General features: G+C 70.1%; 24 protein-coding genes and 1 pseudogene. 12 read left to right on the top strand and 13 right to left on the bottom strand.

The genetic code is table 11. The features are described 5' to 3' along the window. The 4 genes from AC27VN_RS05335 to AC27VN_RS05350 all read right to left on the bottom strand — a co-directional run. Positions 1–1,109 (bottom strand): branched-chain amino acid ABC transporter permease (locus tag AC27VN_RS05335; protein ID WP_490875892.1); only part of this gene is annotated, 1,109 nt, incomplete at its 3' end. 17 nt (positions 1,110–1,126) lie between these two features. Next, the gene (locus AC27VN_RS05340; RefSeq protein ID WP_203201982.1) at positions 1,127–2,068 is read right to left on the bottom strand and encodes a branched-chain amino acid ABC transporter permease; all 942 of its coding nucleotides are present in this window, start codon (positions 2,066–2,068) and stop codon (positions 1,127–1,129) included. A 116-nt stretch (positions 2,069–2,184) separates the two neighbouring features. Continuing rightward, positions 2,185–3,450 carry a branched-chain amino acid ABC transporter substrate-binding protein gene (locus AC27VN_RS05345; protein WP_296776078.1) on the bottom strand — a complete coding sequence of 422 codons (1,266 nt, stop codon included), beginning with the start codon at positions 3,448–3,450 and terminating at the stop codon, positions 2,185–2,187. A 49-nt stretch (positions 3,451–3,499) separates the two neighbouring features. Next, positions 3,500–4,291, bottom strand: coding sequence for an SDR family oxidoreductase (locus AC27VN_RS05350; RefSeq protein WP_431509614.1), 792 nt, complete (start codon positions 4,289–4,291; stop codon positions 3,500–3,502). A gap of 217 nt (positions 4,292–4,508) precedes the next feature. Between AC27VN_RS05350 and AC27VN_RS05355 the strand changes: the two genes are divergently transcribed. From AC27VN_RS05355 to AC27VN_RS05365, 3 genes are all read left to right on the top strand, one after another. Continuing rightward, positions 4,509–6,533: a helix-turn-helix domain-containing protein gene (locus AC27VN_RS05355; RefSeq protein ID WP_490875893.1), complete on the top strand. Its 2,025-nt coding sequence runs from the start codon at positions 4,509–4,511 to the stop codon at positions 6,531–6,533. A gap of 100 nt (positions 6,534–6,633) precedes the next feature. Beyond that, positions 6,634–7,371 (top strand): type IV toxin-antitoxin system AbiEi family antitoxin domain-containing protein, encoded by a 738-nt coding sequence (locus AC27VN_RS05360; protein WP_490875894.1) that lies wholly within the window; start codon positions 6,634–6,636, stop codon positions 7,369–7,371. Further along, positions 7,368–8,279 carry a nucleotidyl transferase AbiEii/AbiGii toxin family protein gene (locus AC27VN_RS05365; RefSeq protein ID WP_296776066.1) on the top strand — a complete coding sequence of 304 codons (912 nt, stop codon included), beginning with the start codon at positions 7,368–7,370 and terminating at the stop codon, positions 8,277–8,279. Before AC27VN_RS05360 ends, AC27VN_RS05365 begins: the two co-directional genes overlap by 4 nt. A gap of 27 nt (positions 8,280–8,306) precedes the next feature. On the opposite strand, the gene AC27VN_RS05370 is transcribed toward AC27VN_RS05365, so the two are convergent. Genes AC27VN_RS05370 through AC27VN_RS05380 form a run of 3 tightly spaced genes read right to left on the bottom strand, consistent with a single transcriptional unit; the run spans position 8,307 to position 11,696 of the window. After that, positions 8,307–9,635, bottom strand: a complete 1,329-nt coding sequence (locus AC27VN_RS05370; protein WP_490875895.1) for a sulfatase family protein — start codon at positions 9,633–9,635, stop codon at positions 8,307–8,309. A 32-nt stretch (positions 9,636–9,667) separates the two neighbouring features. Beyond that, positions 9,668–10,654, bottom strand: coding sequence for a Bug family tripartite tricarboxylate transporter substrate binding protein (locus AC27VN_RS05375; protein WP_490875896.1), 987 nt, complete (start codon positions 10,652–10,654; stop codon positions 9,668–9,670). Positions 10,655–10,685: 31 nt separating this feature from the next. Then, the gene (locus AC27VN_RS05380) at positions 10,686–11,696 is read right to left on the bottom strand and encodes a Bug family tripartite tricarboxylate transporter substrate binding protein (RefSeq protein ID WP_490875897.1); all 1,011 of its coding nucleotides are present in this window, start codon (positions 11,694–11,696) and stop codon (positions 10,686–10,688) included. A gap of 143 nt (positions 11,697–11,839) precedes the next feature. On the opposite strand from AC27VN_RS05380, the gene AC27VN_RS05385 reads away from it, so the two are divergent. Then, positions 11,840–12,403, top strand: a complete 564-nt coding sequence (locus tag AC27VN_RS05385) for a MarR family winged helix-turn-helix transcriptional regulator (protein ID WP_408908295.1) — start codon at positions 11,840–11,842, stop codon at positions 12,401–12,403. 10 nt (positions 12,404–12,413) lie between these two features. On the opposite strand, the gene AC27VN_RS05390 is transcribed toward AC27VN_RS05385, so the two are convergent. Further along, the gene (locus tag AC27VN_RS05390; protein WP_490875898.1) at positions 12,414–13,418 is read right to left on the bottom strand and encodes a Bug family tripartite tricarboxylate transporter substrate binding protein; all 1,005 of its coding nucleotides are present in this window, start codon (positions 13,416–13,418) and stop codon (positions 12,414–12,416) included. A gap of 136 nt (positions 13,419–13,554) precedes the next feature. Here AC27VN_RS05390 and AC27VN_RS05395 point away from each other — a divergent pair, with 136 nt between their 5' ends. Genes AC27VN_RS05395 through AC27VN_RS05405 form a run of 3 tightly spaced genes read left to right on the top strand, consistent with a single transcriptional unit; the run spans position 13,555 to position 16,432 of the window. Continuing rightward, entirely contained in the window at positions 13,555–14,490 is a 936-nt protein-coding gene (locus AC27VN_RS05395; RefSeq protein WP_490875899.1) for a LysR substrate-binding domain-containing protein, read from the top strand. A gap of 39 nt (positions 14,491–14,529) precedes the next feature. Next, entirely contained in the window at positions 14,530–15,192 is a 663-nt protein-coding gene (locus tag AC27VN_RS05400; RefSeq protein ID WP_490875900.1) for a suppressor of fused domain protein, read from the top strand. Positions 15,193–15,208: 16 nt separating this feature from the next. Beyond that, positions 15,209–16,432: a DUF418 domain-containing protein gene (locus AC27VN_RS05405; protein WP_490875904.1), complete on the top strand. Its 1,224-nt coding sequence runs from the start codon at positions 15,209–15,211 to the stop codon at positions 16,430–16,432. Between the two features lie 18 nt (positions 16,433–16,450). Here the strand turns inward: AC27VN_RS05405 and AC27VN_RS05410 are convergent, their stop codons facing one another. The 4 genes from AC27VN_RS05410 to AC27VN_RS05425 are packed head-to-tail and all read right to left on the bottom strand — an operon-like array spanning position 16,451 to position 21,295. Then, the gene (locus AC27VN_RS05410) at positions 16,451–16,843 is read right to left on the bottom strand and encodes a YbaN family protein (RefSeq protein WP_398492089.1); all 393 of its coding nucleotides are present in this window, start codon (positions 16,841–16,843) and stop codon (positions 16,451–16,453) included. Positions 16,844–16,872: 29 nt separating this feature from the next. Next, a complete protein-coding gene (locus AC27VN_RS05415) occupies positions 16,873–17,964 on the bottom strand; it encodes a mechanosensitive ion channel family protein (RefSeq protein WP_398492091.1) in 1,092 nt (363 codons plus the stop codon). Beyond that, positions 17,961–20,237 carry an FUSC family protein gene (locus AC27VN_RS05420; RefSeq protein ID WP_490875901.1) on the bottom strand — a complete coding sequence of 759 codons (2,277 nt, stop codon included), beginning with the start codon at positions 20,235–20,237 and terminating at the stop codon, positions 17,961–17,963. Before AC27VN_RS05420 ends, AC27VN_RS05415 begins: the two co-directional genes overlap by 4 nt. Then, positions 20,237–21,295 carry an inositol monophosphatase family protein gene (locus AC27VN_RS05425; RefSeq protein WP_208509205.1) on the bottom strand — a complete coding sequence of 353 codons (1,059 nt, stop codon included), beginning with the start codon at positions 21,293–21,295 and terminating at the stop codon, positions 20,237–20,239. The genes AC27VN_RS05420 and AC27VN_RS05425 overlap by 1 nt, the downstream gene beginning before the upstream one ends. A gap of 194 nt (positions 21,296–21,489) precedes the next feature. Here AC27VN_RS05425 and AC27VN_RS05430 point away from each other — a divergent pair, with 194 nt between their 5' ends. From AC27VN_RS05430 to AC27VN_RS05440, 3 genes are all read left to right on the top strand, one after another. Further along, positions 21,490–22,221 (top strand): RNA methyltransferase, encoded by a 732-nt coding sequence (locus AC27VN_RS05430; RefSeq protein WP_431509603.1) that lies wholly within the window; start codon positions 21,490–21,492, stop codon positions 22,219–22,221. 92 nt (positions 22,222–22,313) lie between these two features. Further along, the gene (gene cysE / locus AC27VN_RS05435; protein ID WP_490875902.1) at positions 22,314–23,084 is read left to right on the top strand and encodes a serine O-acetyltransferase; all 771 of its coding nucleotides are present in this window, start codon (positions 22,314–22,316) and stop codon (positions 23,082–23,084) included. Position 23,085: 1 nt separating this feature from the next. Then, complete coding sequence (locus AC27VN_RS05440) at positions 23,086–23,835, top strand: DUF4303 domain-containing protein (RefSeq protein WP_490875903.1); 750 nt, start codon at positions 23,086–23,088, stop codon at positions 23,833–23,835. A 16-nt stretch (positions 23,836–23,851) separates the two neighbouring features. Here the strand turns inward: AC27VN_RS05440 and AC27VN_RS05445 are convergent, their stop codons facing one another. Beyond that, positions 23,852–24,826: a LysR family transcriptional regulator gene (locus AC27VN_RS05445; protein WP_296795866.1), complete on the bottom strand. Its 975-nt coding sequence runs from the start codon at positions 24,824–24,826 to the stop codon at positions 23,852–23,854. Positions 24,827–24,988: 162 nt separating this feature from the next. On the opposite strand from AC27VN_RS05445, the gene AC27VN_RS05450 reads away from it, so the two are divergent. Next, on the top strand, positions 24,989–26,290 hold the full coding sequence (locus AC27VN_RS05450; protein WP_490875905.1) for an MFS transporter: 1,302 nt from the start codon (positions 24,989–24,991) through the stop codon (positions 26,288–26,290). A 27-nt stretch (positions 26,291–26,317) separates the two neighbouring features. Then, positions 26,318–26,654 (top strand): annotated as a pseudogene (locus AC27VN_RS05455) (histone deacetylase family protein); the annotation flags it as partial.

Genomic DNA, 26,654 nt, shown 5'->3' on the forward strand with positions numbered 1-26,654 from the left:
AGGAACTGGATCGGCGGCCAGCCGCCACCCGGTTGCAGGTTGGCGAGCGAGCGGTAGTCCTGCGAGAAGCAGCGCTGCAGCATCTCGATCGCGAAGGCGCCGCCGAAGCTCAGCAGCAGCGCCGCGCCGATCGATAGCGCCACCACCGGCAGCAGCCGGGCCAGGCCGAAGCGCTGGCGCAGCCGCGCGGTGGTGCCCACCAGGCCCGCGAGGCCGGCGGGCATGAACATCATCACCAGCACGAACAGGATGCCCTGGTAGAGCAGCCACGAGCGCGTGAGGTCCGACACGGCGTAGCCGAAGAAGGTCATGAGCGCGGCGCCCAGGGCCGGGCCCAGGAACACCTGCACGCCGCCGATGTAGGTGTTGAGCACCACCGCGGCCGACAGCGCGGGATCGAACACCACGTAGTTCGCCGATTCGTTCGACACCACCTGCAGCCCGCCCGCGATGCCCGAGAACATGGCCGAGACCGCGAACACCAGCACGCCGAGGCCGTGCACGTTGTAGCCCAGGAAGCGCAGCCGGTGGCTGTTCTCGCGCAGGCCGCAGGTCAGCCGGCCCAGCGGCGTGCGGGTGTAGAGGTAGAGCAGCGCGAGCGACAGCAGCACCCAGCCCAGCGTGAGGTAGTAGACCTCGGTGGTCGAGCCGAAGCCGAAGCCCCAGGCCGGCATGCGCATGGTCGACACGCCGGCCTCGCCGCCGAACAGGCCCTTGAGGTGCGGCGCCAGCGAATGGATCAGCTCGGCGATGGCCAGCGTGATCATCGCGAAGTAGGTGCCGCTGCGCTGGGTGGCGAACCAGCCCGCGATGCCGCCGATGGCCAGACCGCAGACCGCGCCGGCCAGCGGCATCAGCGGCGTGGGCAGCAGGCCGGCACCGCCGAGCGCGTTCATCGCGTGCACGGTGCCGAAGGCGCCGACGCCGAAGTAGGCCGCGTGGCCGAAGGACAGCATGCCGGCCTGGCCGCACAGCAGGTTGTAGGCGCTCGCGAACAGCGCGGCGATCAGCATCTGGATGGCCGCGTTGAGCAGCCCCTGCGACAGCAGGAAGGGCAGGGCCAGCAGCAGCGCGACGCCGGCGGCGAGCAGGGAGAGGGTGGTCTTCATCGTCTCGGCCCTCTCGCTCAGTTCTTCTCGCCCATCAGCCCGCTCGGCCGCACCAGCAGGATCAGCAGCATCAGCGCGAACGGGATGGTGGCCGACAGGCTCGACACCTTGAGCGTCATCAGCCCGCCGACGCCGCGCGCCCAGTCGCCCGCGCCGACCAGCGCGAACAGGTCGGCCAGGCTGCGGTCGATGCCCACGGCCAGCGAGGTGATGACGCCGATCAGCAGCGAGGCCAGCATCGCGCCGCCCAGTGAGCCGAGGCCGCCGACCACCACCACCACGAACACCATCACGCCGAGCTCGAGCGCCATGTTGGGGTTGGTGGTGTAGAAGGCACCGGCCACCGCGCCCGCCAGCCCCGCGAGGCCGGCGCCGACGCCGAACACGCCCATGAACACCAGCGGCACGTTGTGGCCCAGCGCCTCGGCCATGCGCGGCTTGTAGATCGCCGAGCGCACCACGATGCCCACGCGGGTGCGCGTGAGCAGCAGGTAGATGGCCACGAACATCGCGATCGCGATGCCGCCCATCAGCAGGCGATAGGCCGGGTACTGCGCGCCGCCGATGGCGAAGGCCGGCACGTCGAGCGTGGGCGGGATGCGGTAGTCGACCGGGAAGTTGCCGAAGAACAGCTTGATGGTCTCGGCGATGATGAACGACAGGCCGAAGGTCAGCAGCAGCTCGTGCGCATGGCCGTGGTGGTGCACGCGGCGCAGGAAGAAGCGCTCGACCACCACGCCGATCAGGCCGACCAGGATCGGCGCGGCGATGACCGCGGCCCAGAAGCCGATGGTGCCCTGCAGCGTGTAGGCGAAGTAGGCGCCCAGCATGTAGAACGAGGCATGCGCGAAATTGAGCACGCCCATCATTCCGAAGATGAGCGTGAGGCCGGCCGACACCATGAACAGCAGCAGTCCGTAGACGATGCCGTTCATGAGCGAGACGATGAGCTGGTCCATGGTTGTCCTTGCGAGCAGCCGAGGCTGCGCCGGCGGGACGCGCGCGTTCCGCCGGGGAGGGGATTCGGGAAACGGGGCCGCGCGGCGCGGCCCCGGGGAGAGGGGCGCGCGGGCGCTCAGCCCGGGCGCTTCATCGCGCAGCTCGACTGCGCGGGCGTCGAGGCTTCCTCGGCCGTGAAGCGCTTCACCGGCTTGAAGCCCATGTCGGTGTCGTCGGCCTTGTAGCGCGCATCCTTGGTCACGGTCGACACCACCATCGGCAGCAGCGCCTGGTGGTCGGCCGCGCGCATGCTCATCTCGCCCATCGGGGTCTTGATCTTCGCGGTCTCGATCGCGCGTGCCAGCGCGTTGACGTTGAGCGCGCCGTTCTCGGGCTTGGTGCGCTTGAGCGCATCGGCCACCATCGCCATGCCGAACACGGTCTGCGGCTCGATGAAGGCCGGCGCGTGGCCGGTCTTGGCCTTGTAGTCGGCCACGAAGCGCTCGCCCTCGGCACCGGCGGCCTCGGCGTTGAAGGTGTGGGCCACGAAATGGCCGACCGCGAGATCGCCCGCGTTCGCGATGTTGCCGGGCTGGTCGAGGAAGACCGTGCCGAAGCGCACCTTGAGGCCGGCCGACTTCGAGGCCTTCATCAGCAGCAGCAGGTCGTTCGACCAGTTGCCGGTGAGCACCGAGTCGGCCTTGGCGGCGCTGATCTTCGCCACGTAGGGCGCGAAGTCCTGCACCTTGTTGACGTCGTGCAGGGTCTTCTCCACCACCTGGTAGCCGCCGGCCGATGCGTTGTCGACGATGGCGCGCTCCATGTCCTGGCCCCAGGAGTAGTTCTGGTTGATCGCATAGACGCGGGTGCCGAGCGCGTTGGCCTGCTTCATCGCGCTGACCAGGGCCTTGGTGCGGATCTGCGCGTCGCCGCTGAAACGGAAGTGGTGGAAGTTGCACTTCTCGCCCGTGAGCTCCAGCGCCTCGGCGCCCACGTTGATGTAGATCATCTCCTTGCCGGGATTGCGCAGGTTGTACTTGCGGATGTCCTCGGTGATCTGGCCGCCGATCGCCGAGGAGGCGCCCTGCACGATCAGCTGCACGCCGTCGGCCGCGGCCGCCTTGAGCTTGTCGGCCGCGCCCGCGGGGCCGCCCTGGTTGTCGTACTCGAGCAGCTGCACCGGCTCGCCGTTCCAGCCGCCGGCCGCGTTGATCTGGTCGATCGCGAAGCGCACGGCTGTGCGATAGGCCTGGCCCGAAGAGGCCTGCGGGCCCGACAGCGTCTCGAGCACGCCGATCTTCACGGGCGCGGCGGAGGCGCCGGCCGACAGCAGGGCCAGCGAGCAGGCCAGGGCCGACGCGGCGGCGTTGAACGAGAGGGGGAAGGGGGCGGATGTGCGCATTGATGTCTCCATGCTTCTTGAAAAAAAGGGGTGGGCCGCTCGTCGGCGTTCAGAGGTATTCCATGTTCCCGTCGACGCTGATCGCCTGGCCCGTGAGGTTGCGGGCCGCGGGCGAACAGAGGAACAGCGCCATCGCCGCCACGTCGTCGAGCGTGACCATGCGGCGCAGCGAGATCTTCTGCAGGTACTCGGCGCGCATGGCCTCGACCGACACGCCCGCGGTGGCGGCGCGCGCGCCGATCACGCTGTTCATGCGCTCGCCCTCGACCGTGCCCGGCAGGATCGCGTTGACGCGCACGCCATGCGGGCCGAGCTCGATGGCCAGCGATTTCATGAGGCCGACGATGGCCCACTTGGTCGATGCATAAGGCGTGCGGAACGGATAGCCGAGCCGGCCCGCGACCGAGCTCATCGCGATCAGGCTCGGGTTGGCCTGCGAGCGCTTGAGCAGCGGGATCGCGCGCTGCGCGAAATAGAACTGGCTGTGCAGGTTGACGGCCACCGTGCGCTCCCAGTCGCCGCGCTGCAGGTCCTGCAGCGCGCCGGTGGGGCCCGCGATGCCGACGTTGTTGATCAGCACGTCGAGCCCGCCGAGCGCGCCTTCCACGTCGTCGAACACGCGCGCCACGTCCTCGGGCACCGAGGCGTCGGCCATGCTCGAGGTGATCTCGGGCGCCTCGCGCGCCATGCGGTCGAGCGCGAGGCGGTCGATGTCGCAGACATGCACGCGCGCGCCGGTCTCGCGAAAGGCCAGCGCGATGGCCGCGCCGATGCCGGACGCGCCCGCGCTGATCAGCACCCGCAGGCCCGGCGCGGGCCGCAGTGAATCGATGATGCTCATGGGTTCCTGTGGTGTCTCGTTGTGTCCATGCGGGCGCCGTGGCGCTCTCGCTTCATCGGCAGTGTCTTGAAAGCACCGCGTCAAAACTATGTGCGTCGCGCACACTGGCAACCCCCTGTCGATGTGATGCGGTGTTCGCGATCGCCATCGCGGCACCAGGGGAGAGGGATCGGACCCATGGGCATGGCCGCATCGTTCTGCTAGCCTTCGCGGCCCTATGTCATCCCTGTCCACCGAACGACCGCGCGCGGCGGGCTCCTCGCGCGATGCGAGCGAGCAGGCGGCCGACGAGATCGCCGCCGAACTCATCGGCCTCTTGCACCGGAATGCGCCCGCGGAAGAATTCGCCGGCCGGCTCGCGGCCGTGGAAGCCCTGCCCGATGCATTGCGGCGCAAGTCCAGCCTGGTCGAGCTGGTGCGCATGGCGATGGCGCTGCGCAACCGGCTCGAGCTGCACGAGCAGCGCGAGCGCGGCATGCTCGCGGTGATCGAGTCGGCGCAGGACCTCTCGGGCCGGCTCGACCTCACGGGCCTGCTCAAGACCATCGTGAAGCGCGCGCGCCACCTGATGGGCTCGCACCTGTGCTGGCTCACGGTCTACGACACCGCGACCGGCGCGTTCCAGGTGGTGGTGGCCGACGGTGCGATCTCGGACCGCACCGGCCGCATGACCGTGGGCCGCAACCTCGGCATCGCGGGCATCGTGATGAGCACGCGGCTGCCCTTCTTCACGCCCGACTACCTGCACGACAACCGCTTCGTGCACGATCCGACGCTCGACGACATCTTTCGCGACGAGGGCGTGGCCGCGCTGGTGGGCGCGCCGCTGATGCGCGACGACGAGGTGATCGGCCTGCTGTTCGTGGCCGACCGCTACCACCGCACGCACACCGCGCTCAACGTGTCGATCCTCTGCACGCTGGCCGCGCATGCGGCGGTGGCGATCGAGAACGCCAAGGCTTTCGCGGAAGCGAAGGATGCGCTCGCGCATGCCGACGAGGCGCGCGGCGAACTCGAGCGGCACGTGCGCGACGTGCAGGGCGCGGCCGAGGCGCACGAGCAGCTGACCTCGCTGCTGGCCAAGGGCGCGTCGCTGGGCGCGCTGTGCGAATCGATCGCGCAGTTGCTCAACGGCGGCGTGCTGGTGCTCGACGAGGCCCATCAGGTCATCGGCCGCGCGCTGGCGCCGGGCTACGAGGGCACGGCGGCCGACGCCCATGCGCCGAACGACGAACACAGCGCCGCGCTCGCGAAGGCGCTGCGCGAGAGCCGGCAGGCCGGCCGCTCGGTAGTGGCCTACGAGCGCGACGGCGAGCTGTGCCGCGCCATCGCGGTGCTCGGCGGCAACGAGGTGCTCGGTGCCGTGCTGTTGTTCCGGCACCAGGACCTGCGCGAGACCTCGCTGCGCACCTTCGAGCGCAGCTCCAGCATCATCGGCATCGTGCTGCTGTCACAGGAGCGCGTGGAGGCCGGCAAGAGCCGCGAGGTGGCGGCGCTGCTGCGCACCCTGATCTCGCCGCGCCAGGACGAGCCCGCGCTCACGCGCGACCGCGCCGAGCGCTTCGGGCTCGACCTGTCGCAGCCGATCTCGCTGATGGTGGTCGAGATGGCCGAGCCCCGGCCCGGCTTCTGGGCCCGGCGCCTGCGCGCCGGCACGCCGATGTCCGAGCAGGTGTTCGACGAGGTCGACGGCGCGCTCGCCATCGTCTGCGCCGCGACCCGCGCGCAGGACGTGCTCGAGGCCGTCACCGCCTTCGCGCGGCGCGAGCTCGGCGATGCCTACCGCGGCGTGCTGTCGCGTCCGGTGCAGTCGCCGGCCGAGATGCCCGCGCTGTATGCCGCGCTGCGCCGCGCGCTGCCCGTGCTGGGGCGGCTTGGCATGCGCGGCGCCATCGTCGGGCAGAACGAGATGGCGCTCTATTCGGTGCTGTTCGAGACCCACGACCAGGGCAGCCTCAACACCTTCCTCGACGCCACCATCGGCGCGCTCACGAGCCATGATCGCAAGCGCGGCGCGGAGCTCACGTCGACCCTGCTGGCCTACTTCGACTGCAACCAGAACGCCAAGACCACCGCGGCGCGCATGGGCATCCATGTGAACACCGTGCGCCAGCGGCTCGCGAGCGTGGAGGAACTGCTGGGGCACTGGGGCAGCGCGAGCCGGGCACTGGAGATCCATGTGGCGCTGCGGTTGTGGAGCCTGGGGATGTCCAGGACGACCCTGGAATCCGAGGCGACGTGATCGGATGATTTCGATTTTTCCGTGAAATCGTAGTCAAACTACGATAACTGAGACAAACCAAAGGCTTGTTGGAGCTTAGGATTGTCTGAATAATCGTAGTATGGCTACGATAAATCGATCAAAGCTAAATTCTTTACTGAGCCAGCTGCCGGGCGGAACCCCCGTCACGACGGAGGACCTGGCGCGCGAGGGCATCTCCGGCGACCTGGCGGTCCACTACGTGCGCGCGGGTTGGCTGGTACGGCTGGCGCGCGGTGTGTACTGCCGTCCCGACACGCCCTTGCAGCGCGACCCGAGCCTGCTGTTGCTCCAGCGCCAGATTCCCGGCCTGCATGTGGGCGGCAAATCGGCGCTCGACTGGCACGGGGTGCGCCACTACGTTTCGCAGGCGCCGATGCTGCATCTCTACGGCCTCGAGTCGGCCAGCCTGCCGGACTGGTTCACCCGGGTCTTCGCTGCCGACTACCACCGCAAGCACCTCTTCAGCAGCGACGTCACCGGCATGCGGCACGCGGGCCCCTTCGAAGGCCGTGCCGATGCGCCGAACGTGTCGGCGCCCGAGCGCGCGTTTCTCGAGATGCTGAGCGAGGTGGGCGTGCGTCAGCCGCTGGCGGAGGCGCGCGAGCTGGCGGAGGGCGCCTACGGCCTGCGCTCCTCGGTGCTCGTGGAACTGCTGCGCCAGTGCACCAGCGTGAAGACGGTGCGCCTGTGCCTTCAACTCGGACGCGAGCTGTCGCTGCCGTGGGCGAAGAAGCTCGACCCGGCCAAGCTGCCGACCGGTGGCGACCGGCCCTGGGTCGGCCAGACCCGCGAGGGCCTGCTGGTCCTGAAGTCGTGAACGAGATCTACCTGCGGACCGCGCGCCTGCTGACGCAGGTCGCGCCCCTGGTCTTCGAGGACGACACCTTCGCGCTCAAGGGTGGCACGGCCATCAATCTCTTCGTGCGCGACATGCCGCGGCTGTCGATCGACCTGGACCTCGTCCTGCCCGACCACACGCTGTCGCGCGGCGCGGCGCTCGACAGGATCAAGGCGTCGCTCGGCAAGGCCGCCGACACGCTTGGCCGCAGGGGATTCCAGACCCGTCTTGCGGGCGCACCCGCTGCGGGAGAGAGCAAGCTCCTGGTGAAGCGCGACGGCATCGAGGTCAAGGTCGAGGTCAACTACGTGATGCGCGGAACCGTGCGGCCGGTCGCCCTCGTGGGGCTGCATGCCAGGGCGCAGGAAGTGCTGCAGGCCGAACTGGAAATCCCGGTGGTATCGCTCGAAGACGTCTATGGCGGCAAGCTGGTCGCCGCCATGGACCGCCAGCATCCGCGGGATCTCTTCGACGTGATGCAACTGCTGGCGCACGGCGGTATCACGGACGGCATCCGTCGTGCCTTCGTGGTCTATCTGGCGAGCCACAACAGGCCGATCGACGAGGTCCTGTTTCCGCCGCTGCGCGACGTGCGCCAGGCGTTCGAAAGCAACTTCGTGGGCATGACCACCGAGCCCGTGGAACTGGATGCGCTGCTTGCCGCGCGCGACCGAATGATTGCCACGCTCCAACAGGGCCTCGATGCGGACGAGCGGGCCTTCCTCCTGAGCCTGGCCGATGCCGCTCCCGATTGGCAGCGGCTCGATGTGCCGCATCTTTCAGAGATGCCGGCGATCCAGTGGAAGCTGCAGAACCTCGTGAAGCTGAAGGCCTCGAACCCGGCCAAGTTCGAGGCGCAGTCGAAGGCGCTGGCCGAGAAGCTCTAGTCCCCGCCAGTCCCAGCGCGCCGCAACTCAACGCTGCGGCATGTCCTTCACCGAATACCCCAGGCTCACCGTCGCATCCTCCGGAATCGGCGGCATGGTCGCGTTCCAGGCGAGCCAGTCCTCGCGCATCGCCGCGAGCCGTTCGGGCTCCTGCTTCGCGCGGTTGGCGCGCTCGCGCTCGTCGGACGGGATGTTGAACAGGTACTCGTTGCCGTCGACCTTCAGGTACTTCCAGTCGCCGTCGCGCAGCGCCTGCTGGCCGCGGTGGTTCATGCGCCAGTGCAGCGGGCGGCGGAAGCCGTGCTTCGCGTCTTTCAGCACGGGCATCAGCGAGACGCCGTCGAGCGGATAGGCCGGATCGGCCTGCACGCCGGCCGCGTCGAGCATGGTGGCCGACCAGTCCATGGTCAGGCAGTGCTGGGCGCTCTCGCCGCCGGGCGCGATGACGGCGGGCCAGTGGGCGATCCATGGCACGCGGATGCCGCCTTCGGTCAGGTCCATCTTGCCGCCGACCAGCGGCCAGTTGTCGGAGAAGCGTTCGCCGCCGTTGTCGCTGGTGAACACCACCAGCGTGTTCTCGGCCATGCCGTGCTTCTCGAGCGCGGCCATGATCCAGCCGATGCCCTCGTCCATGTGATGGATCATGCGGCGGTAGACGTGGATGTTGCCGCCCGCGAGGTCGAACAGGTTGTCCTTCACCAGCGGCGCCTTGTCGGCATCGTCGCGCGTTTCCCACGGCCAGTGCGGCGCGGTGTAGTGCAGGCTCAGGAAGAAGGGCTTGGCCTCTTGCGAAGGCTGCTGCGCCATGCGCTCGACGAAGTCGACGGCGCGCTTCGAGAGGATGTCGGTGAGGTAGCCCTCTTCCTGCTTGTCCTCCTCGCCGTACCAGAGGTCGTGGCGGCCGCTCGAGTCGCAGTGGGTGAAGTAGTCGACGCCGCCCGACATCGAGCCGAAGAACTCCTCGTAGCCCGAGCGCAGCGGGCCGAAGCTCGGCGGATAGCCGAGGTGCCACTTGCCGATCAGCGCGGTGCGGTAGCCGCTGGCCTTGAGCAGCGAGGGCAGGGTGGGATGGTCGACCGGCAGGCCCAGCGTGCTGCTGCCGCGGCTCTTGCTGTTGATCGGTTCCTCGGCCGCACCGCGCAGCCGGTACTGGTAGCGCGCGGTGATCATCGCGAAGCGCGTGGGCGAGCACACGGGCGAGTTCGCGTAGCCCTGCGTGAGCTTGAGGCCCTTGGCGGCCAGGCCGTCGAGCACCGGCGAGACGGGGCCGAAGACGGCGTCGCGGCCGCCGTAGCAGCCGAGGTCGGCATAGCCGAGGTCGTCGGCGACGATGAAGATGATGTTGGGTCTTGTCATGGTGTCGAGGGCCTGCAGGGCCGGGAAAAAGGTCAGGGCTGGTAGCCCGATTTCTGCACCACCGGACCCCATTGCAGCCGGTAGGCCTTGAGCATCGCGGCGGTCTGCGCCGGGGTGCTGACCACCGGCGTCATCTTCGAGTCGGTGAACTTGCGCACCGTGTCGGGGTCCTGCATCACCTCGCGGATCGCGGTGGCGAGGCGCTCGACCTTCTCGCGCGGCATGGTGGCGGGCGCGAAGAAGGTGTTCCAGCCGCTGGCCGAGAGGTCGAGGCCGGCTTCCTTGAAGGTGGGCACCGAGGGCGCGAAGGGCGAGCGCTTGGCGCCCGAGATCGCGAGGATGCGCAGCTTGCCGCCTTCGTGCTGCGGGATCACCACGTCCTCGGTGTCGACCGCGATCGGCACCTGGCCGCCGATCAGGTCGTTGAGCAGCGGCGCCGAGCCGCGGTAGCCGATGACCTGGGTCTGGACCTTGGCCTTCTCGCCGACCATGAGGCCGAAGAAGTGCGGCAGGCTGCCGGTGGCCGGCACGCCGACGTTGGCCTGCTTGGGATTGGCGCGCATCCAGGCCAGCAGGTGGTTGAGCTCGCGCACCGGCAGCGTGGGCGACACGGCGAGCGCGAAGTCGTAGTCGTTGACGTGCGAGACCGGCACGAAGTCGCGCTCGGGGTCGTAGCCGTTGTCCTTGAACACCAGCGGCGCCACCACCATCACGGCGGGGTTGGCGAGCATCAGCACGTTCTGGTTCGCGGGCGTGGCCTTGGCCTGCTGCGCCGCGAGGCGGCCGCCCGCGCCGGGCTTGTTGTCGACGATGACCGGCACGCCGAGCTTGGGCGAGAGCTTGTCGCCGACGATGCGCGCGACGCGGTCGGTGGCGCCGCCGGGCGCATAGCCGACGACGATGTGCAGCGGGCCGTCGAGCGCCTGCGCGGCGGCGCCGGTGGCCGTCAGGGCAGTCGCGAGGCCGGCGATGGCCATCAGGCCGGCGAGGCGGCGGGTGATCGGGTGCTTGGGTTGCATGGGTTCCTCCTTGCGTTTCATGTAATGGGGTTCAGTCGTTGGCCTGGAAATTCACGGCCTTCATGATGCCGGCCCAGCGTGCCGTGTCCTCGCGCATGGTCTTCACGAGCGCGTCGCCCGTGTCGGCCACCGGGTACATGCCGTTCTGCAGCAGCATCTGGCGCACCTCGCGCTTGTTGACGGCGCGCGCGAACTCTGAACGCAGCTTCTCGACCACGGGCTGCGGCGTCTTGAGCGGCGCGTAGTAGGCGAACCAGGCGGTGGCGACCACGTCCTTGTAGCCGGCCTCGACGAAGCTCGGCAGGTTGGGCATCAGCGGCGAGCGCTTCTCGCCGCTGGTGGCCAGCACCTTGACGCGGCCCGAGGGCAGCATCTGCTGCGCGCCGCCCACGGTGTCGAAATAGACCGGCACGGTGCCGCCCATCACGTCCTGCCGCGCGGGCGTGGAGCCGCGGTAGGGCACGTGCACCATCTTCAGCCCGGCCGCGCGGTTGAGCATCTCGCCGAGGAAGTGCGAGGGCGTGCCGGCGCCGTACGAGGCGAAGCTGACCTTGTCGCCCTGCGCCCTGGCCCAGGCGATGAACTCGGGCAGCGTGTTCGCGGGCACGTCCTTGTTGAGCACCAGCGCGAGCTCGAAGCGCGCCGCGTTGAGGATCGGCGCGAAGTCCTTGATCGGGTCGTACGAGAGGTTGCGGTAGGCGCTCGGGAACATGGTCATCATGCCGGCCGTGCCCAGCAGCAGCGTGTGGCCGTCGGGCGCCGCGGTCTTGACCGTCTCGACCGCGATGCGGCCGGCCGCGCCCGAGCGGTTGTCGATGATCAGCGGGCCGAGGCTGTCGCGCACCTCCTGCGCGATGGCGCGCGTGAGCACGTCCTGCGTGCCGCCCGCGGGCACGCCGATCAGCACCTTGATCGGCTGGCCCGGCGCGAAACCCTGGGCGCGCGACAGCGCAGGCGCGAGCGCGAGGCCGCCGAGCGCGGCGACCAGCCGGCGGCGATCGGGGGCGGGCAGGTGGGAAGCGTGCGAGGGGCGGGAAGGCATGGGGCGAAGTCTCCGAAAGGCGCCGGGTCGGCGGGGCGTGGTCCCGCGGCTGCGGACGATTCTGGAGACGCTACAGTCGATTGATCAAATCAACCATTCCCCGGATTAACCCGAGCGCGATGCCCCAGCCCATCGATGTGCCCGTGAAAGCGACCGCTCGCAAGACGGCCAAGGCCACCATCGAGGCGGCCGAGGACGCCAGTCTCGCGCCGCCGCGCCGCCCGCTCGACGACCTGCTGCTCTACCGCCTCTCGCGCCTGCTCGCCGTGGCCGGCAGCATGGTGATCCGCCTGTGCGAAGGCCGCTTCGGCATCACGCGCCGCGAATGGCGGCTGATCGCCACGCTCGCGAGCCGCGGCGAGCTCGGCTCCTCGCAACTTGCTGAGCATGCGCAGCTCGACCGCGCACGCACCTCGAAGGCCGTGGGCTCGCTGGTGGAAAAGAAACTGCTCTCGCGCGTGGCGCGCGCGGGCGATCGGCGCCATGTGCAGCTGCGCCTCACCGACAGCGGGCAGGCGCTGTACGACGCGCTCTTTCCGCTCGTGACGGCGATCAACGGCGAGCTGATGGGCGCGCTCGATGCCGGCGAGGCCGAGCGCTTCGATGCGGCGCTGCATCGCTTGCAGGAGCGGGCCGAGCGCATGGTGGCGCAGGCGGTGCTGCCGAAGGCGGACCGCGGCAGGCGCCAGTCGGCGGCCGCGCGCTGAGCGGTGCATCTCAATCCACCTTCATGCCCGTGGCCTTGACGATGCGGCCGTAGCGTTCGCGGTTGCCGTCGAGGTGCGACGCGGCCGCGGCACCGGTCTCGCCGAGCGCCACCATGTCGAGCGAGGCGAGCCGCGCCTTCACCTCGGGCCGGCCCAGTGCCGACTGCAGCGCCGTGCGCAAGGTCTGCATCACGGGCTCGGGCGTGGCGGCCGGCACCATCGCGAGATAGAGCACCTCGAACTCGAGGTCCTTCAATCCGAGCTCGCCCACCGTGGGCACCTGCGGTAGCAGCGGCGAACGCTGGCGGCCGGTGACCGCGAGCGCATGCAGCTTGCCGGCCTGCAGGTGCGGCAGCAGGCCCGGCGTGGCCAGGATGCCGGCCTGCACCTCGCCTGAGAGCAGCGCCAGCACGGCGGGCGCGTTGCCCTTGTAGGGCACGTGCGTGATCTTCGCGCCGGTGGCGTTGGCGAAGATCTCCGCGGCGATGTGGCCGGGACTGCCGTTGCCGGCCGAGCCGAAGGTGACCGACTCGCCCTTGGCCTGCGCGACGAACTCGGGCAGCGTCTTCGCCTTGACCGCGGCGCCGGTGCCGAAGGCCAGGCCCGAGGAGCTGAAGATCATCAGCGGCTTCAGGTCCTTCGCCGCGAAGGGCATGGCGGCGTAGAGCTGCGGGTTGATGGTGAAGGTGCTGTCGATGCTCAGCAGCACCGTGTAGCCGTCGGCCGGGCTCTTGGCCACGAGGTCGGCGCCGATGTTGCCGCCCGCGCCGGGCCGGTTGTCGACGACGAAGGGCTGCTTCAGTTCCTTCTGCAGCACCTCGCCGAGCGCGCGCCCGAGGATGTCGAGCGGCCCGCCGGCCGGGAAGTTGGTGAGGAAGCGCACGGCCTTGGCCGGATACGCGGCTTCGGTTTGCGCCAGGGCGGCGGCCGGGGCGCCGAGGCCCAGGACGAGCGATGCGGCCATGCAGGCGCTGGCGAGCGCCAGGCGCCGGCCCTTCGGGATGCGGGGGGTCATGCGGGTGTTTCCTTGTCTCCGTGTCGGCGCACTCTAGGAGCGCGGTGCCGCGCGCACAACTGAAAGCTGTTCCGTCAGGTATTCCGTCTCGTTATATTTGGTGCCCGCCGCTTCACAGCCAGCCGCCATGTCAGCCATGAACTTTTCTCGCTTGAAGCTGCGCCACTTGCAGTGCCTGGTGACCGTGGCGCAGGAGCGCAACCTGGTGCGCTCGGCCGAGGCCCTGTCGCTGACGCAGCCCGCGGTCTCCAAGACCATCGCCGAGCTCGAGGAGATCGTGGGGCGCCAGTTGCTGCTGCGCCGCCGCCGCGGCGTCGAGCTCACGCCCGCGGCCGAGGTGCTGGTGCGGCACGCGGTGTCGGCCCTGCGCGGACTGCGGGAGGGCATGGGCCTGGCCATGGACCAGCCCGACGCTGACCAGTTGCTGGTGGCCGTCGGCGCGTTGCCGAACATGGTGCCGAACCTGCTGCCCGAGGCGGTCGCGTTGCTCAATGCCGCGCATACCGCGCTGCGCGTGCGGGTCATGAGCGGCACCAACGCGCAGCTGATGACGCAGTTGCGCCAGGGCGAGATCGACCTCGTGCTGGGGCGGCTCGCCCAGGCCTCCGCGATGGCCGATCTCGCCTTCGAGCAGTTCTACAGCGAGCCGCTGCTGCTGGTGGTGCGCCCCGACCATCCGCTGGCCGCGCGGCGCCGGCCGCCGCTCGATGCCTTGGCCGCCTATCCGCTGGTGCTGCCGGTGTCGGGCACGCTGATCCGCCACACGGCCGATGCCTTCCTGATCGCGCGCGGCCTGGAGCTGCCGCACCGGCTCGTGGAGGCGACCGACACCAGTTTCATCGTCGGGCTGCTGCAGCGCTCCGATGCCGTGTGGTTCGCGCCGCAGGGGGCGGTGGAAGGCTTCATCGCGCGCGGCGAACTGCGGCGCGTGGCGATCGACACCGCGAGCACCGAGGGACCGGTGGGCATGACGGTGCGGCGCGGCGCCGAACTTGGGGAGGGCGCGCGGCTGCTGGTCGAGGCGATCCGGCGGATCGTGGGCCGGCGCGCGGCCGCGGGCCCTGGTATCTAATCGGGTGCGCCGCCGCCCACCGAACCAGGAGAAGACGCGATGAGCTCGATGGAAGAAGTCTGGAAATACCGCGAGGAAGTGCTCTACCCCCAGCTCTTCGGCGAGAAGCGCAAGGGCATCTTCGTGCTGGGCCCCGATGACTTCTCGGCGCTGGGCGCGCAGGACATCGATCCGCGCTGGCTGCACCTGGGCGTGTTCGAGTTCGAGCCGACGCCCGTGCGCAACTCCTGGCTCTACGTGACCTCGGGCGGCTCGACGCCCTGGGAGGGCGAGCCCGCCGACTACGACCCCGAGGACTACTCGTGGATCGGCTCCGAGCTGGTGCTCGAGGTGCCGTCGCAGGCCGGCGAGACCTGGCCGATCAAGCTGCTGCAGAAGCTGCTGGCCTACAACGTGCTGCTCGCGCACGGCCGCTTCGGCGAGGACAAGCCGCCGCTGGACTACGGCGACCGCATTCCGCTGGGCGGGCCGATCGGGCAGAAGGCCGCGTCGGCGCTGCGCCACGTGCTGCTGGCGCAGCCGAAGCACTATCCGGCGACGGCACAGCTCGACTCGGGCAAGTTCGATTTCCTGCACGTGGTGGGCATCTCGGACACCGAGCGCGACTGGGCCAAGGCACGCAGCTCCGAGGACCTGGTGCGGCTGCTCGAGGTGCATGGCCACTGCCCGGTGACCGACCCGAAGCGCGCGCCGGTGGCCTGAGCGCCGCATGCAGGGAATGGACGAGGCCGAAGCGCCTTCCTCATCGCCCGCGCCGCACGCGCCTCATGCGCCGCAGCGCCAGACCACGGTCGATGCATTGCGCGGCTTCGCGCTGCTGGGCATCCTGGTGGTCAACATCGCGACCTTCGCCTCGACCTACTACGGCATGGGGCTGCCCGATCCGCTCGCGAACTCGCTGCCCGAGCGGCTCGCGGTGTTCGTGCGCACCTTCGTCTTCGAGACCAAGTTCTACCTGCTGTTCTCGTTCCTGTTCGGCTACAGCTTCCTGCTGCAGAAGGAGGCCGCGCAGCGCGCGGGCCAGGCGTTCGCGCCGCGCATGGCGCGCCGGCTGCTGGGGCTGTGGCTGCTGGGCGTGGCGCATGGGGTGCTGCTCTACCAGGGCGACATCCTCACGACCTATGGCGTGATCGGCGTGGTGCTGCTGATGCTGCACCGGCGCGGCGACCGCTTCCTGCTGGGCGCCGGCGTCGCGCTGGTGGTGGGCACCGCGCTGCTGTGGGCGGCCTTCAGCGCGCTGCTGTCGTTCGCGCTGGGCGGCGGCCCGATGGACCTGCGCAGCGCCTATGCGGAAGCCGTCTCCGCGTTGGCGGCCTACCGCGGCACGCCGATGACGGTCATCGTGCAGCACCTGCGCGAGCTGTCGCAGATCTGGTGGCTCACGGCGCTGGTGCAGGCACCGACGGCGCTCGCGATGTTCTTCGCGGGCTTCGTGGCGGGGCGGCATGCGCTGCTGGCTGATACCGGCGCGCACTTGCCGCTGTTCCGGCGCCTGCTGGCCTGGGGGCTGGTGGTGGGACTGCCGGGCGCGGCCTTCTATGCCCAGTCGGCGATGCGCGTCGATGGCTCGGTGCGCGACTTCCTCGGGCTCTCGGCCACGCTGCTCACGGCACCGTTCCTGAGCGCCGCCTATGCTTGCGCGCTGGTGCTGCTGTTCCGCACGCCGCGCGGCCGCGTGCTCGAACGCTGGCTCGCGCCCGCGGGGCGCATGGCGCTGTCGAACTACCTGCTGCAGTCGGCCGTGTGCGCGTGGCTGTTCCTGGCCTACGGGCTGCGCTGGATCGGCGCGACGCCGCCGCTCGCGGCGATGGGGATCGCCTTCGCGATCTTCGGTTGCCAGCTGCCGCTGAGCCGCTGGTGGATGGGGCGCTTCGCCTACGGGCCCGTCGAGTGGCTGCTGCGGGCGTTCACGAACCTCGCATGGCCACCGCTGCGGCCCTGAGCCCGCGGCGTACGCCGATCAGGGCGGCGGCAGCGGCCGCGACCACAGCCAGGCCAGCACCACCGCCATGCAGCCGATCGCGAGCACCGCGGTCCAGGCGCGGTGCGCGGTGTACGAGATGATCACGGCGCACAGCGCCATGGTGACGGTGGCGCTCCACTTGGCGCGCCGGCTCACGGTGCGGCCGTGGGCCCAGTTGTGCAGCAGCGGCCCGAAGATGCGGTGCCCGAGCAGCCAGGCATGCAGCCGCGGCGAGCTGCGCGCCGCGGCCCAGGCGGCCAGCAGGATGAAGACGGTGGTCGGCATGCCCGGCACCACCACGCCGATGAGGCCGAGCACCAGGCACAGCACGGCGAAGGCATAGAACAGGGCGCGTACCAGCGGGCCTCTGGGTTCGGGATCGGGCTTCAACGCGGCACGCTCGGGACGAAGAAGGCCGCTCAGGCCACGGCCTGCGGCTGCAGCGGCCCGGGCTCGCGCTCGGCCGGGTGGTCGTTGCCCACGCGCACCTTCGGCAGGTGCTGCGGGTACTCGCGCTGCATGAAGTCGATCAGCCCCTCGCGCACGTTGCAGCGCAGGTCGAAGGCCAGGCCCGAGGTGGCGGCGGTGCACAGCACGCGGATCTGCATGGTGCGCTCAGTGGCGTCGGTCACGCGCAGGTTGAAGAAGCGGCCGTCCCATTCGGGCGAGGCCTTCACGATGCGCTCGACCTCGGCGCGCAGCGGCGCCAGCGGCATGCCGTAGTCGGCATAGACGAACACCGAGCCGAGGATTTGCGAGGAGTGGCGGGTCCAGTTCTGGAACGGCTTCTCGATGAAGTAGGTCAGCGGCAGGATCAGCCGGCGCTCGTCCCAGATCTTGAGCACGACGAAGGTGCCGGTGATCTCCTCGACGCGGCCCCATTCGCCCTCGACCACGAGCACGTCGTCGATGCGGATCGGCTGCGCGAGCGCGAGCTGCAGGCCGGCGATGAGGTTGCTGAACACGGGCTTGGCCGCGAGGCCGGCCACGATGCCGATCACGCCGGCCGAGGCCAGCAGGCTGGCGCCGACCTGGCGCGCGCCCGGGAAGGTCATGAGCATCATCGCGCCGCCGGCCACCACCACCACGGTCATGGCGGTGCGCGCGAGCACACGGGTCTGCGTGAGCACGCGGCGTGCCTGCAGGTTGTCGGCCACGTCCGACGGATGCTGCGCGAGCACGCCGTCGGCGAAGCCGCCGATGGCCTTGAGCGCGAGCCAGGTGGTGGCCGCGATCAGCAGCAGGCCGTTGAGATGGCGCACGCTCGCGATGTAGCGCAGGTCCTCGGGCGTGGCCTGCCACACCATCTGCAGCGCGATCAGCGGCAGCACCACGCGCGCGGGCGCATGGCAGGCCAGCACCATGGCATGGATGGCGGGCGCGGGGCGCGTGATGCGCTTGAGCACCATGCCGCCGATGCGGTGCACGGCGAGGGCGACGGGAATGGCGATGACGGCGGCCAGCCAGGTGCCGAACCAGGGATGAGAGAGGATGGATTGCAACAGGGTCATGCCGATGCGAGTCCCGAAGCTTCCTGTTCGTTCAATGCCTGGAGGATCCGGGCCGCATCGTCTCGCAATTGGGTCGACAGCGCGGTCGCCAGGTCGAGCCGGCGCAGCAGCCAGGGACTGATGTCGTTGTCGAAGGGATCGGGCAGCGGGATCGGGCCGCCGACGGCGGTGGAGGCCGTGCTCTCGGGCTGCGAGGGCCCGGAGGTGGGCACCGCGCCGATCGCGGCCTCGATGCGCTGCGTGGTGCGCGCGAGCGGCCCCTCGACCTCGCCGGGCGTGAGGCGGTCGCGCCGCAGCACCAGCATCGACTTGACCGCGCTGAGCTGCGCCAGCAGCTGGTAGCTGTGGGCCTGCAGGTGCTCGAGCGGCTCGACCGGCGGCTGCACCGCGCGCGGTTCGGACAGCGAACGCTGCGTGGCCTGCACCAGTGCCGAGAGGCTGTCGAAGGCCTCGCGGCGCGCCAGCCGCCATTCGAGCTCGGGGCTGCTGTCGACGGTCTGCAATTGGCCCAGGCCGAGCGCGAGCCGCGCATGGCGTGCCTGCGCGGTCAGCACGCGCGCCACCAGCGCCGGGATCTGGCCGCGCTCCCACGAGGGCAGCACGTAGCAGAAGGCCCAGGCGAGCGCGGCGCCGATCAGCGTGTCGGCGATGCGCTCGAACAGCGCGAACAGCGGCGCCGCGCCGGTGTTGAGCATGTGAGCCTGCAGCAGGCCCAGCACGGTGGCGGCCACCGCGGTGATCAGGTAGCGCCGCACCGCGAAGCTGTGGGCGATGGCCTGCGCCACGGTGAGCACGGCCAGCAGCCCGAGCGCCGAGAGATGCGCCGACAGCAGCCCGACCGCGAGCACGCAGCCCAGCAGGGTGCCGGCCACGCGGTGGTTGCGCCGCTCCAGCGTCTGCGAGAGGCTGCCGCGCAGCACCACCACGATGGTCAGCAGGATCCAGTAGTCGTGCGAGCCCCAGGGCATCGACACAGCGACCGCGTAACCGGCCGCGATCGCGAGCGCGGCGCGGATCGCATGGCGCAGCGGCGGCGCGTCCCAGCGCCACAAGGTGAAGAAGGGGCGCCACGACCAGTCGGTGGGGCTCACGAACATCTGCCAGTTGGCGCGCACCACCGCGAGGTTGGGCTCGGCGTCGCCGCGCGCCATGGCCGACAGGCGCAGCACCTCGTCGTTGATGTGGCCGATGCGGCTCGCGAGGCCGCGCGCGAGCATGGCGGCATTGGGGCCGGGCAGCATGGGATGCGGGTGGCCGGCCGAATCCTCGCCATCGACGTGGATCGCCGCGAGGCGCGGCCGGCGGTCGGCCACGAGGTGCGGGTGGCGGCCCATGAGCAGAGCGTCGGCCAGCGCGATGGTGTCGTCGGCCAGTTCCTCGAGCACGCAGCGCATCTCGACCAGCGCGTCGGCATGGGCGGGATGGGTCTTGAGCGCGTCGAGGTCGAGCTCGCTCGCGAGCAGCTGGTCGCGCATCTCGAGCACGATCACCAGCATCGCGGCCAGCCGCTGGCGGCGCGGCGTGCGCGGCGACTCGAGCACGATGTCGCGCGTGGCCTGCAGCTGGTCGGCCAGCGCGGCCTGTTCGCGCAGCAGGCGGCCCAGCATCGGCGCGGGGGTCTCGCGCACGTCGCCGGTCTCGTCCTTGGGCGTGAACTGGCTGGCCTCGGTGCGCATCAGCGCGGCCAGCGAATACAGCACGTCGGCCACCGACTGCACGCGGTAGCGCGTGTTGAGGATCAGGTTGGCGAGCACCGACCACACCACGTAGAGCCCGGCGCCGAGGCCGAAGTGCCAGGTGCGCTCGATGGCTTCGGCCATGCCGTGCGGCGTGGGCGTGGCCATCGAGAAGATCATCGAGAACATCACGGCGATAGCGATCGGGATGCCGCGCTTGCCCCAGGCCATGGCCAGGAAGGCGAAGAAGGTGGCCGGCACCAGCAGCAGGCCGAGCCGGATCGGCGCGGCGTGCAGCAGCTGCACGGCGAAGAACAGCGGCAGCCCGATCAGCGGTGCCGGCAGCATCTGCCAGAACTTGCCGCGGCGCGGGCCCGGCAGGTCGGGTGGCGCGGTGACGATCACGCCGACCGCGGCCGAGGAGGCCGCGATGGTGCCGAGCCAGAAATGCACGCCGCCCGAGATGAACAGCAGGCCGAGCGCGACCGTGAGGCCGCTGGCGACGTAGTGGCTCAGCGCGATGCGCAGCGCGGCGCGCAGGCGCTGCTGCAGCACCGAGGCCTGGGTCTCGCCGCCGATGGCGCGGGCCCCTGCCATCACTTGGCGGAAGCGTCGCCCTCGAACGGGCCGGTGGCGGCGGGGGCGTCGCGGCGGATGCGGGTGAGCTTGCGCTTGGCCGGGGCGGCGGTGGCGGCGGGGGCCTCCGCGTTCTGGTCGTCCTCGGCCGGGCCCATCTCGGTCACGGTGCTGCGCGCGTAGATGTCGGCCGAGCCCTCGGTCTGGGGCTTGCTCGCGGCGGCGATCGCGCGCACGCGATCGCTGGCGCGCAGCTTGTCGTCGACGCTCGCGAACTTCGAGTACTTGGCCAAGAGCGGCACGAGCTGGCCGTAGATGCGCGGCGCGCCGGCCAGGCATTCGCGCTGGTCGATGAAGTCGGGCTCGCCCGTGAAGTTGCCGATCAGGCCGCCGGCCTCGGTCACCAGCAGCGAGCCGGCCGCCACGTCCCAGGGGTTGAGGCCGGTCTCGAAGAAGGCATCGGTGAAGCCGGCCGCCACGTAGGCGAGGTCGAGCGCCGCGGCGCCGGGACGGCGCAGGCCGGCCATGCGCGGCATCAGGTCGGCCATGATGGCCAGGTACTGCTTGAAGTTGTCGCCAGTGCGGAACGGGAAGCCGGTGGCCACCAGCGATTCGGACAGCCGGGTGCGCTTGGACACGCGGATGCGGCGGTCGTTGACGTAGGCGCCGCGCCCCTTGGTGGCGGTGAACAGGTCGTTGCGCGTGGGGTCGTAGACCACGGCCTGCTCGATCTTGCCGCGCACCGACAGCGCGATCGACACGCAGTAGAACGGGAAGCCGTGGATGAAGTTGGTGGTGCCGTCGAGGGGATCGATGATCCAGACGTAGTCGGAATCCTTGGCGCCGTGCTCGGAGCCCGATTCCTCGGCCAGGATGCCGTGCCCCGGGTACGCCGTGAGAAGCGTTTCGATGATGGCCTGCTCGCTCGCGTGGTCGATCTCGGTGACGAAATCGTTCACATGCTTCTGGGAGATGCGCACGGCCTCGACGTCGAGCGCGGCGCGGTTGATGATGGCGCCGGCGGCGCGAGCGGCCTTCACGGCCACGTTGAGCATGGGATGCAGGTTGGGGGACGACATTCTGAATTGTGAGCGTGAGCGGAACGCCTGCGCGGACCCGGCAAAGGCCCGGGTGGCCACGGCTGTCGTTCCTGACTGACTGGAAGAGCTGGGGGTGGGACCCTGAAGGACCCGGAAACCGGCCCGGCGATGCGGGCGGCGAGAATCGGGGGATTTTAACGGCTCGGCCGGTCCCTGTCTCCCCACCCCTTTTCATGCGCACCCGTTTCATCCTGATCCAGACCAGCCACGCCGGCAACGTGGGCGCCGCCGCCCGCGCCATGAAGACCATGGGTTTCGGCGAACTCGTGCTGGTGGCGCCGCGCTGGGCCAACGTGCTGCGGCGCGAGGAAACCATCCAGCGCGCGAGCGGCGCGCTCGACGTGCTGGCCAATGCGCGCATCGTGGAAACGCTCGACGAGGCCCTCGACGGCGTGACCCACCTGTGCGCCACCGCGATGGTGCCGCGCGACTTCGGCCCGCCCACGCGCACCCCGCGCGAGCACCTCGGAGCGCTGGCCGCGCAGGGCGAGGCGCACGTGGCCTTCCTGTTCGGCTCCGAGCGCTTCGGCATGCGCAACGAGGACGTCTACCGCTGCCATGTTGCCCTGAGCATTCCCACCGACCCGAACTTCGGCTCGCTCAACCTCGGCGCCGCGATCCAGGTGATCGCCTACGAATGGCGGCTCGCGCTCGGCGGTTTCGAGGTGCGCGACGCGGTCGCCCCACCGCCGGCGGCCGATGCCCAGGCCGTGGCCGGCATGCTCGAGCACTGGGAGCGCTCGCTGGTGGAGGTGGGCTTCCTCGATCCCGAGGCGCCCAAGAAGCTGATGCCGCGGCTGCAGCAGCTGTTCAACCGCGCCCAGCCCACGGCCGAGGAGATCCACATCCTGCGCGGCATCGCCAAGGCGATGAGCGAGGCCGCGGCCGGCAAGATCCGGCGCTGAGCGGACCTAAAACCCCATCGCCCGTACGCGATGAGGGCCGGCTATAGACTGCGCGGCCCCCATCGTCATAACCAAAATATCCGAAGGCAGCGATGTTCTCTCGCCTGCGCGCCGACATCCGGTGCATCCTCGAACGCGACCCGGCCGCGCGCAGCGCCTGGGAGGTGCTCACGGTCTATCCGGGCCTGCATGCCGTGGTGCTGCATCGCTGGGCGCATGCCTGTTGGAACCATGGCTTCAAGTGGCCCGCGCGCTTCATCGCGCACATGGCGCGCTGGCTCACCGGCATCGAGATCCACCCGGCCGCCAAGATCGGCCGCGAGGTGTTCTTCGACCACGCCATGGGCGTGGTGATCGGCGAGACCGCCGAGGTCGGCGACGGCTGCACCATCTACCAGGGCGTGACCCTGGGCGGCACCTCGCTCTACAAGGGCACCAAGCGCCATCCGACCCTGGGCCGCAACGTGGTGGTGAGCGCCGGCGCCAAGGTGCTGGGCGGCTTCGTGGTGGGCGACGGCGCCAAGATCGGCAGCAACGCGGTGGTCATCAAGCCGGTACCTGCGGGCGCGACCGCGGTCGGCATCCCGGCGCGCATCATCCCGTCGAAGGCCGGCGAGAGCGCCGACGTGGCCGTGCCGCAGAAATTCAGCGCCTACGGCATCACGCAGGACGACGACCCGCTGAGCCAGGCGATGCGCGGCCTGATCGACAACGCCTCGAGCCAGGAGCACCAGATCGCGCTGCTGTGGCAGGCGATCGAGAAGCTCTCGGCCCATCCCGGCACCAAGGACTGCGTGCCCGGCGACGCGGCGCGCGACGAGTGCTTCGAGGCCGAGAAGCTCACGCAGCTGGTGGGGAAGTGACATGAGCTGGGCGCTGTTCCATCGCTTCGAGGACGAGCGGCCCACCGACTTCCACGAGCTGCGCCAGTTCGGCAATTCGCTGTGGGCCGCGAGCGGCAAGGTGCAGACCTGGGGGCGCTCCAGCGTCGCCGAGTTCGCCAGCCCCCAGGCCGCGATGGAGGCCCTGGCGCAGCGCGGCCGCGAGATCGAGGCCCAGGGCTACGTGCGGGTGCGCCAAGGCATCCACGACCCCGCCCGCGTCGACTTCGCGCTGCTCACGACCGAGATCCGCGAGGGCGCCCGCCGCGCCTTCGAGGCCATCCGCGCGGCCGAGCCCGACCGGACCTTCCGGCTTTTCGCGCTGGGCAGCGACGAGAGCGCGATGACCATCGTCCACGCCGCCAGCGACCTCGCCCTGGGCGAACCGGGCGAGATGGAGGACGAGAGCGAGATCTGGAGCTCCGGCGAGTGGTCCCACGACGATGGCGGCGAGTTCTTCGACATCGCCTACCGCATGATCCTGGCCTGCCACCGCGAGGACCTGCCCTGCGGCGTCGATTTCGACGTGCTGCACGACGGCCTCTTCGAGGCCTGCATCGCCGCGATGGCGCAGCTCGATGGCGAGGGATTCTTCGGCACCGGCGCCGCACGCGAAGAGGTGGTGCTGCTGTGCCAGGTCGAGGGCGGCGAGGACATGGAAGGCTCGGTCGCCCGCCTCAACACCGCGCGCGTGGCGGGCCGGCTCCAGCGCTGGATCAAGCTCTGCGAATGAGCGCCGGGCCGGGCCTTCAGCCCGGCACCATGCTCAGCCGCTCGGTCAGCGAGTAGCGCTGCATCGTGCGCTCCATGGCCTCGAGGAAGGCCTGCTCCGCGGCGTTCATCTTGCGTGCGCGCAGCCACATCAGCTGGATGTCGACGTCGGTCACGCCCTCGTCGGGCGGCAGGCGCCACAGGCGCTGCTGCGCCAGGTCCTCGCGCACGATGTGCTCGGGCAGGCAGCCGATGCCGAAGCCCGCGAAGATCATGCGCCGCACCTCGTCCAGGCTCGACGAGGCGGCCACGATGCGGCCCGTGAAGCCGCGCGTGTCGCGGAACACCGTGAGCGGCGAGAGGCTGTCGCCGAGCTGGTCGCTGGTGAAGGAGACGAAGTTCTCGGCCAGCAGGTCGTTCGTCGTCAGCCCGTGGCGGCCGAACAGCCGGTGGTGGCGGCCGCAGAAGATCGCATAGCGCTGACGCATGAAGCAGCGCAGGTTCAGCCGCTCGTCGGGCGCGCGGCACAGCCCCAGGCCGACGGTCGCGGTCTTCTGCAGCAGCGAGGAGATGATGTCCGAGGAGCGCATCACCTCGATCTGCAGCTCGATGCGCGGATAGGTCTGGTGGAAGTCGGCCAGGAACTGGTCGTAGACGGCCGACTGCATGCGGCTGAGCGACAGCAGCCGCACCGAGCCCGCGACCTCGTCGCGCCGCTCGTCGAGCTCGCTCTCCAGCCGCGACACGTGGCCGTAGATGTCGCTCGCGATGCGGAACACCTCCTCGCCCGCGCGCGTGGGCTCGAAGCGCGCGCCGTGGCGCTGGATCAGGCGGCAATCCAGCGACTCCTCGAGCCGCTTGAGCGCCTGGCTCACCGCGGGCTGCGTGACGTGCAGGCGCGCGGCAGCCCGGCTCACGCCGCGCTCCTGCACGATCACGAGGAAGGTGCGCAGCAGGTTCCAGTCGAGCCGGTCGTTGAGGAAGCGGGCCTTGTCGAGGGTGGGCGAGGTCATGGGCGGTGGTTCTCCGCCTTCAAGATTAGCTCAACTTATGTGAAAAATAAAAAACAGAAATTTGACTGATATTTGAGCGCTGACGATAGTCCGGGCTCGCCTGCGGCCTTCGCCGCGGCACCCGGAGGAGACACCTTGAACACAGCCAACCCGGCGGCCTCGATGCCGTCCGCCGCCCCGGTCCGCCAACCCGCCCGCGCGGCGGCCGCGGCCTTCGTCGGAACCATGATCGAGTGGTACGACTTCTACATCTACGCCACGGCCGCCGCGCTGGTGTTCGGCGCGCTGTACTTCCCCTCGCAGGACCCGTTCCTGAGCACGATGGCCTCGTTCGGCACCTTCGCCGTCGGCTTCTTCGCGCGGCCGCTGGGCGCGGTGGTGTTCGGCCACATCGGCGACCGGATCGGCCGCAAGAAGGCGCTGATGGCCACCATCGTGATGATGGGCATCGCCACCGTCTGCATCGGCCTGCTGCCCACCTATGGCCAGATCGGCGTGCTGGCGCCGGTGCTGCTGATCGTGCTGCGCGTCGTGCAGGGCATCGCGGTCGGCGGCGAATGGGGCGGGGCGGTGCTGATGGCCGGCGAACACGCGCCCAGGGGCCGCCGCACCTTCTTCGCATCGTTCGCGCAGCTCGGCAGCCCGGCCGGGCTGATCCTGTCGCTGGTCGCGTTCCGCCTGGTCTCGACCATGGACCCGGCCGACTTCCTCTCGTGGGGCTGGCGCCTGCCGTTCCTGGCCAGCGCCGTGCTGCTGCTGGTGGGCGCCTGCATCCGCCTCGGCGTGCACGAGTCGCCCGAGTTCGAGCAGGAGAAGCGCTCGCGGCTCACGGTGAAGCTGCCCATTGCCGAGGTGTTCCGGTCCTCGGGGCTGCTGGTGGCGCTGTGCATCGGCGCCAACACGCTCGGCGTGGCCGGCGTGTACTTCACCAACACCTTCATGATCGCCTACACGACCACCTACCTGGGCGTGACGAAGTCGGTGATCCTCGACTGCCTGTTCCTGGTCGCGATCATCCAGTTCGTGGCGCAGCCGCTGGCCGCGTTGCTGGCCGAGAAGATCGGCGGCGCGCGCTTCCTCAAGCTCAGCGCCTTCCTCGCGATGCTCTCGCCCTACCCGATGTTCCTGCTGGTGCAGGGCGCCAGCGTGCCGTCGATGGTGCTGGGCATCGCGCTCGCGGTGGTCTGCCTGTCGAGCTTCTATTCGGTGATCGCGGGCTTCGTGAGCGGCGTGTTCCCGACGCGCGTGCGCTACTCGGCGATCTCGATCGGCTACCACGTGTGCGGCGCGATCGCGGGCGGCCTGACGCCGCTGGTGGGCACCTATCTGGCGCACCGCTTCGTCGGCCAGTGGTGGCCGCTGGCGGTGTTCTTCACGGGCCTGGCCGGCGTGTCGCTGCTCTGCGTGATGGCGCTCGACGCGCTCAAGCACCGTCGCGCCGATGCCGGCGCACCCGAGCACTGATCCTGCAACGACACCGATCCGATTCCGATGCTGACCTACTTCCATCCCGAGCAACTGAAGCACCATCCGCAGAGCTACCTCTCGCGCGGCCGCATGCGTACGCCGCAGGAGGTGCCCGAGCGCGCGCTGCGGCTGCTGCGCGCCGTGCGCGCGCTAGGCTTCGAGGTGCGCGAGCCCGCCGACCACGGCGCCGCGCCGCTCGCGGCCGTGCACGGCATGAACTACCTGCGCTTCCTCGAGGAGGCCCATGCCGAGTGGCTGGCCGCTGGCCCCGACTGGGGCGACGAGGTGATGTCGAACATCTACGTGCGCGAAGGCAACGCGCTGCGCGGCGTGCTCGCGCAGGCCGCGCGCTACCTGACCG

It is taken from the genome of Variovorax sp. 20P10.2.4 (assembly GCF_058244205.1).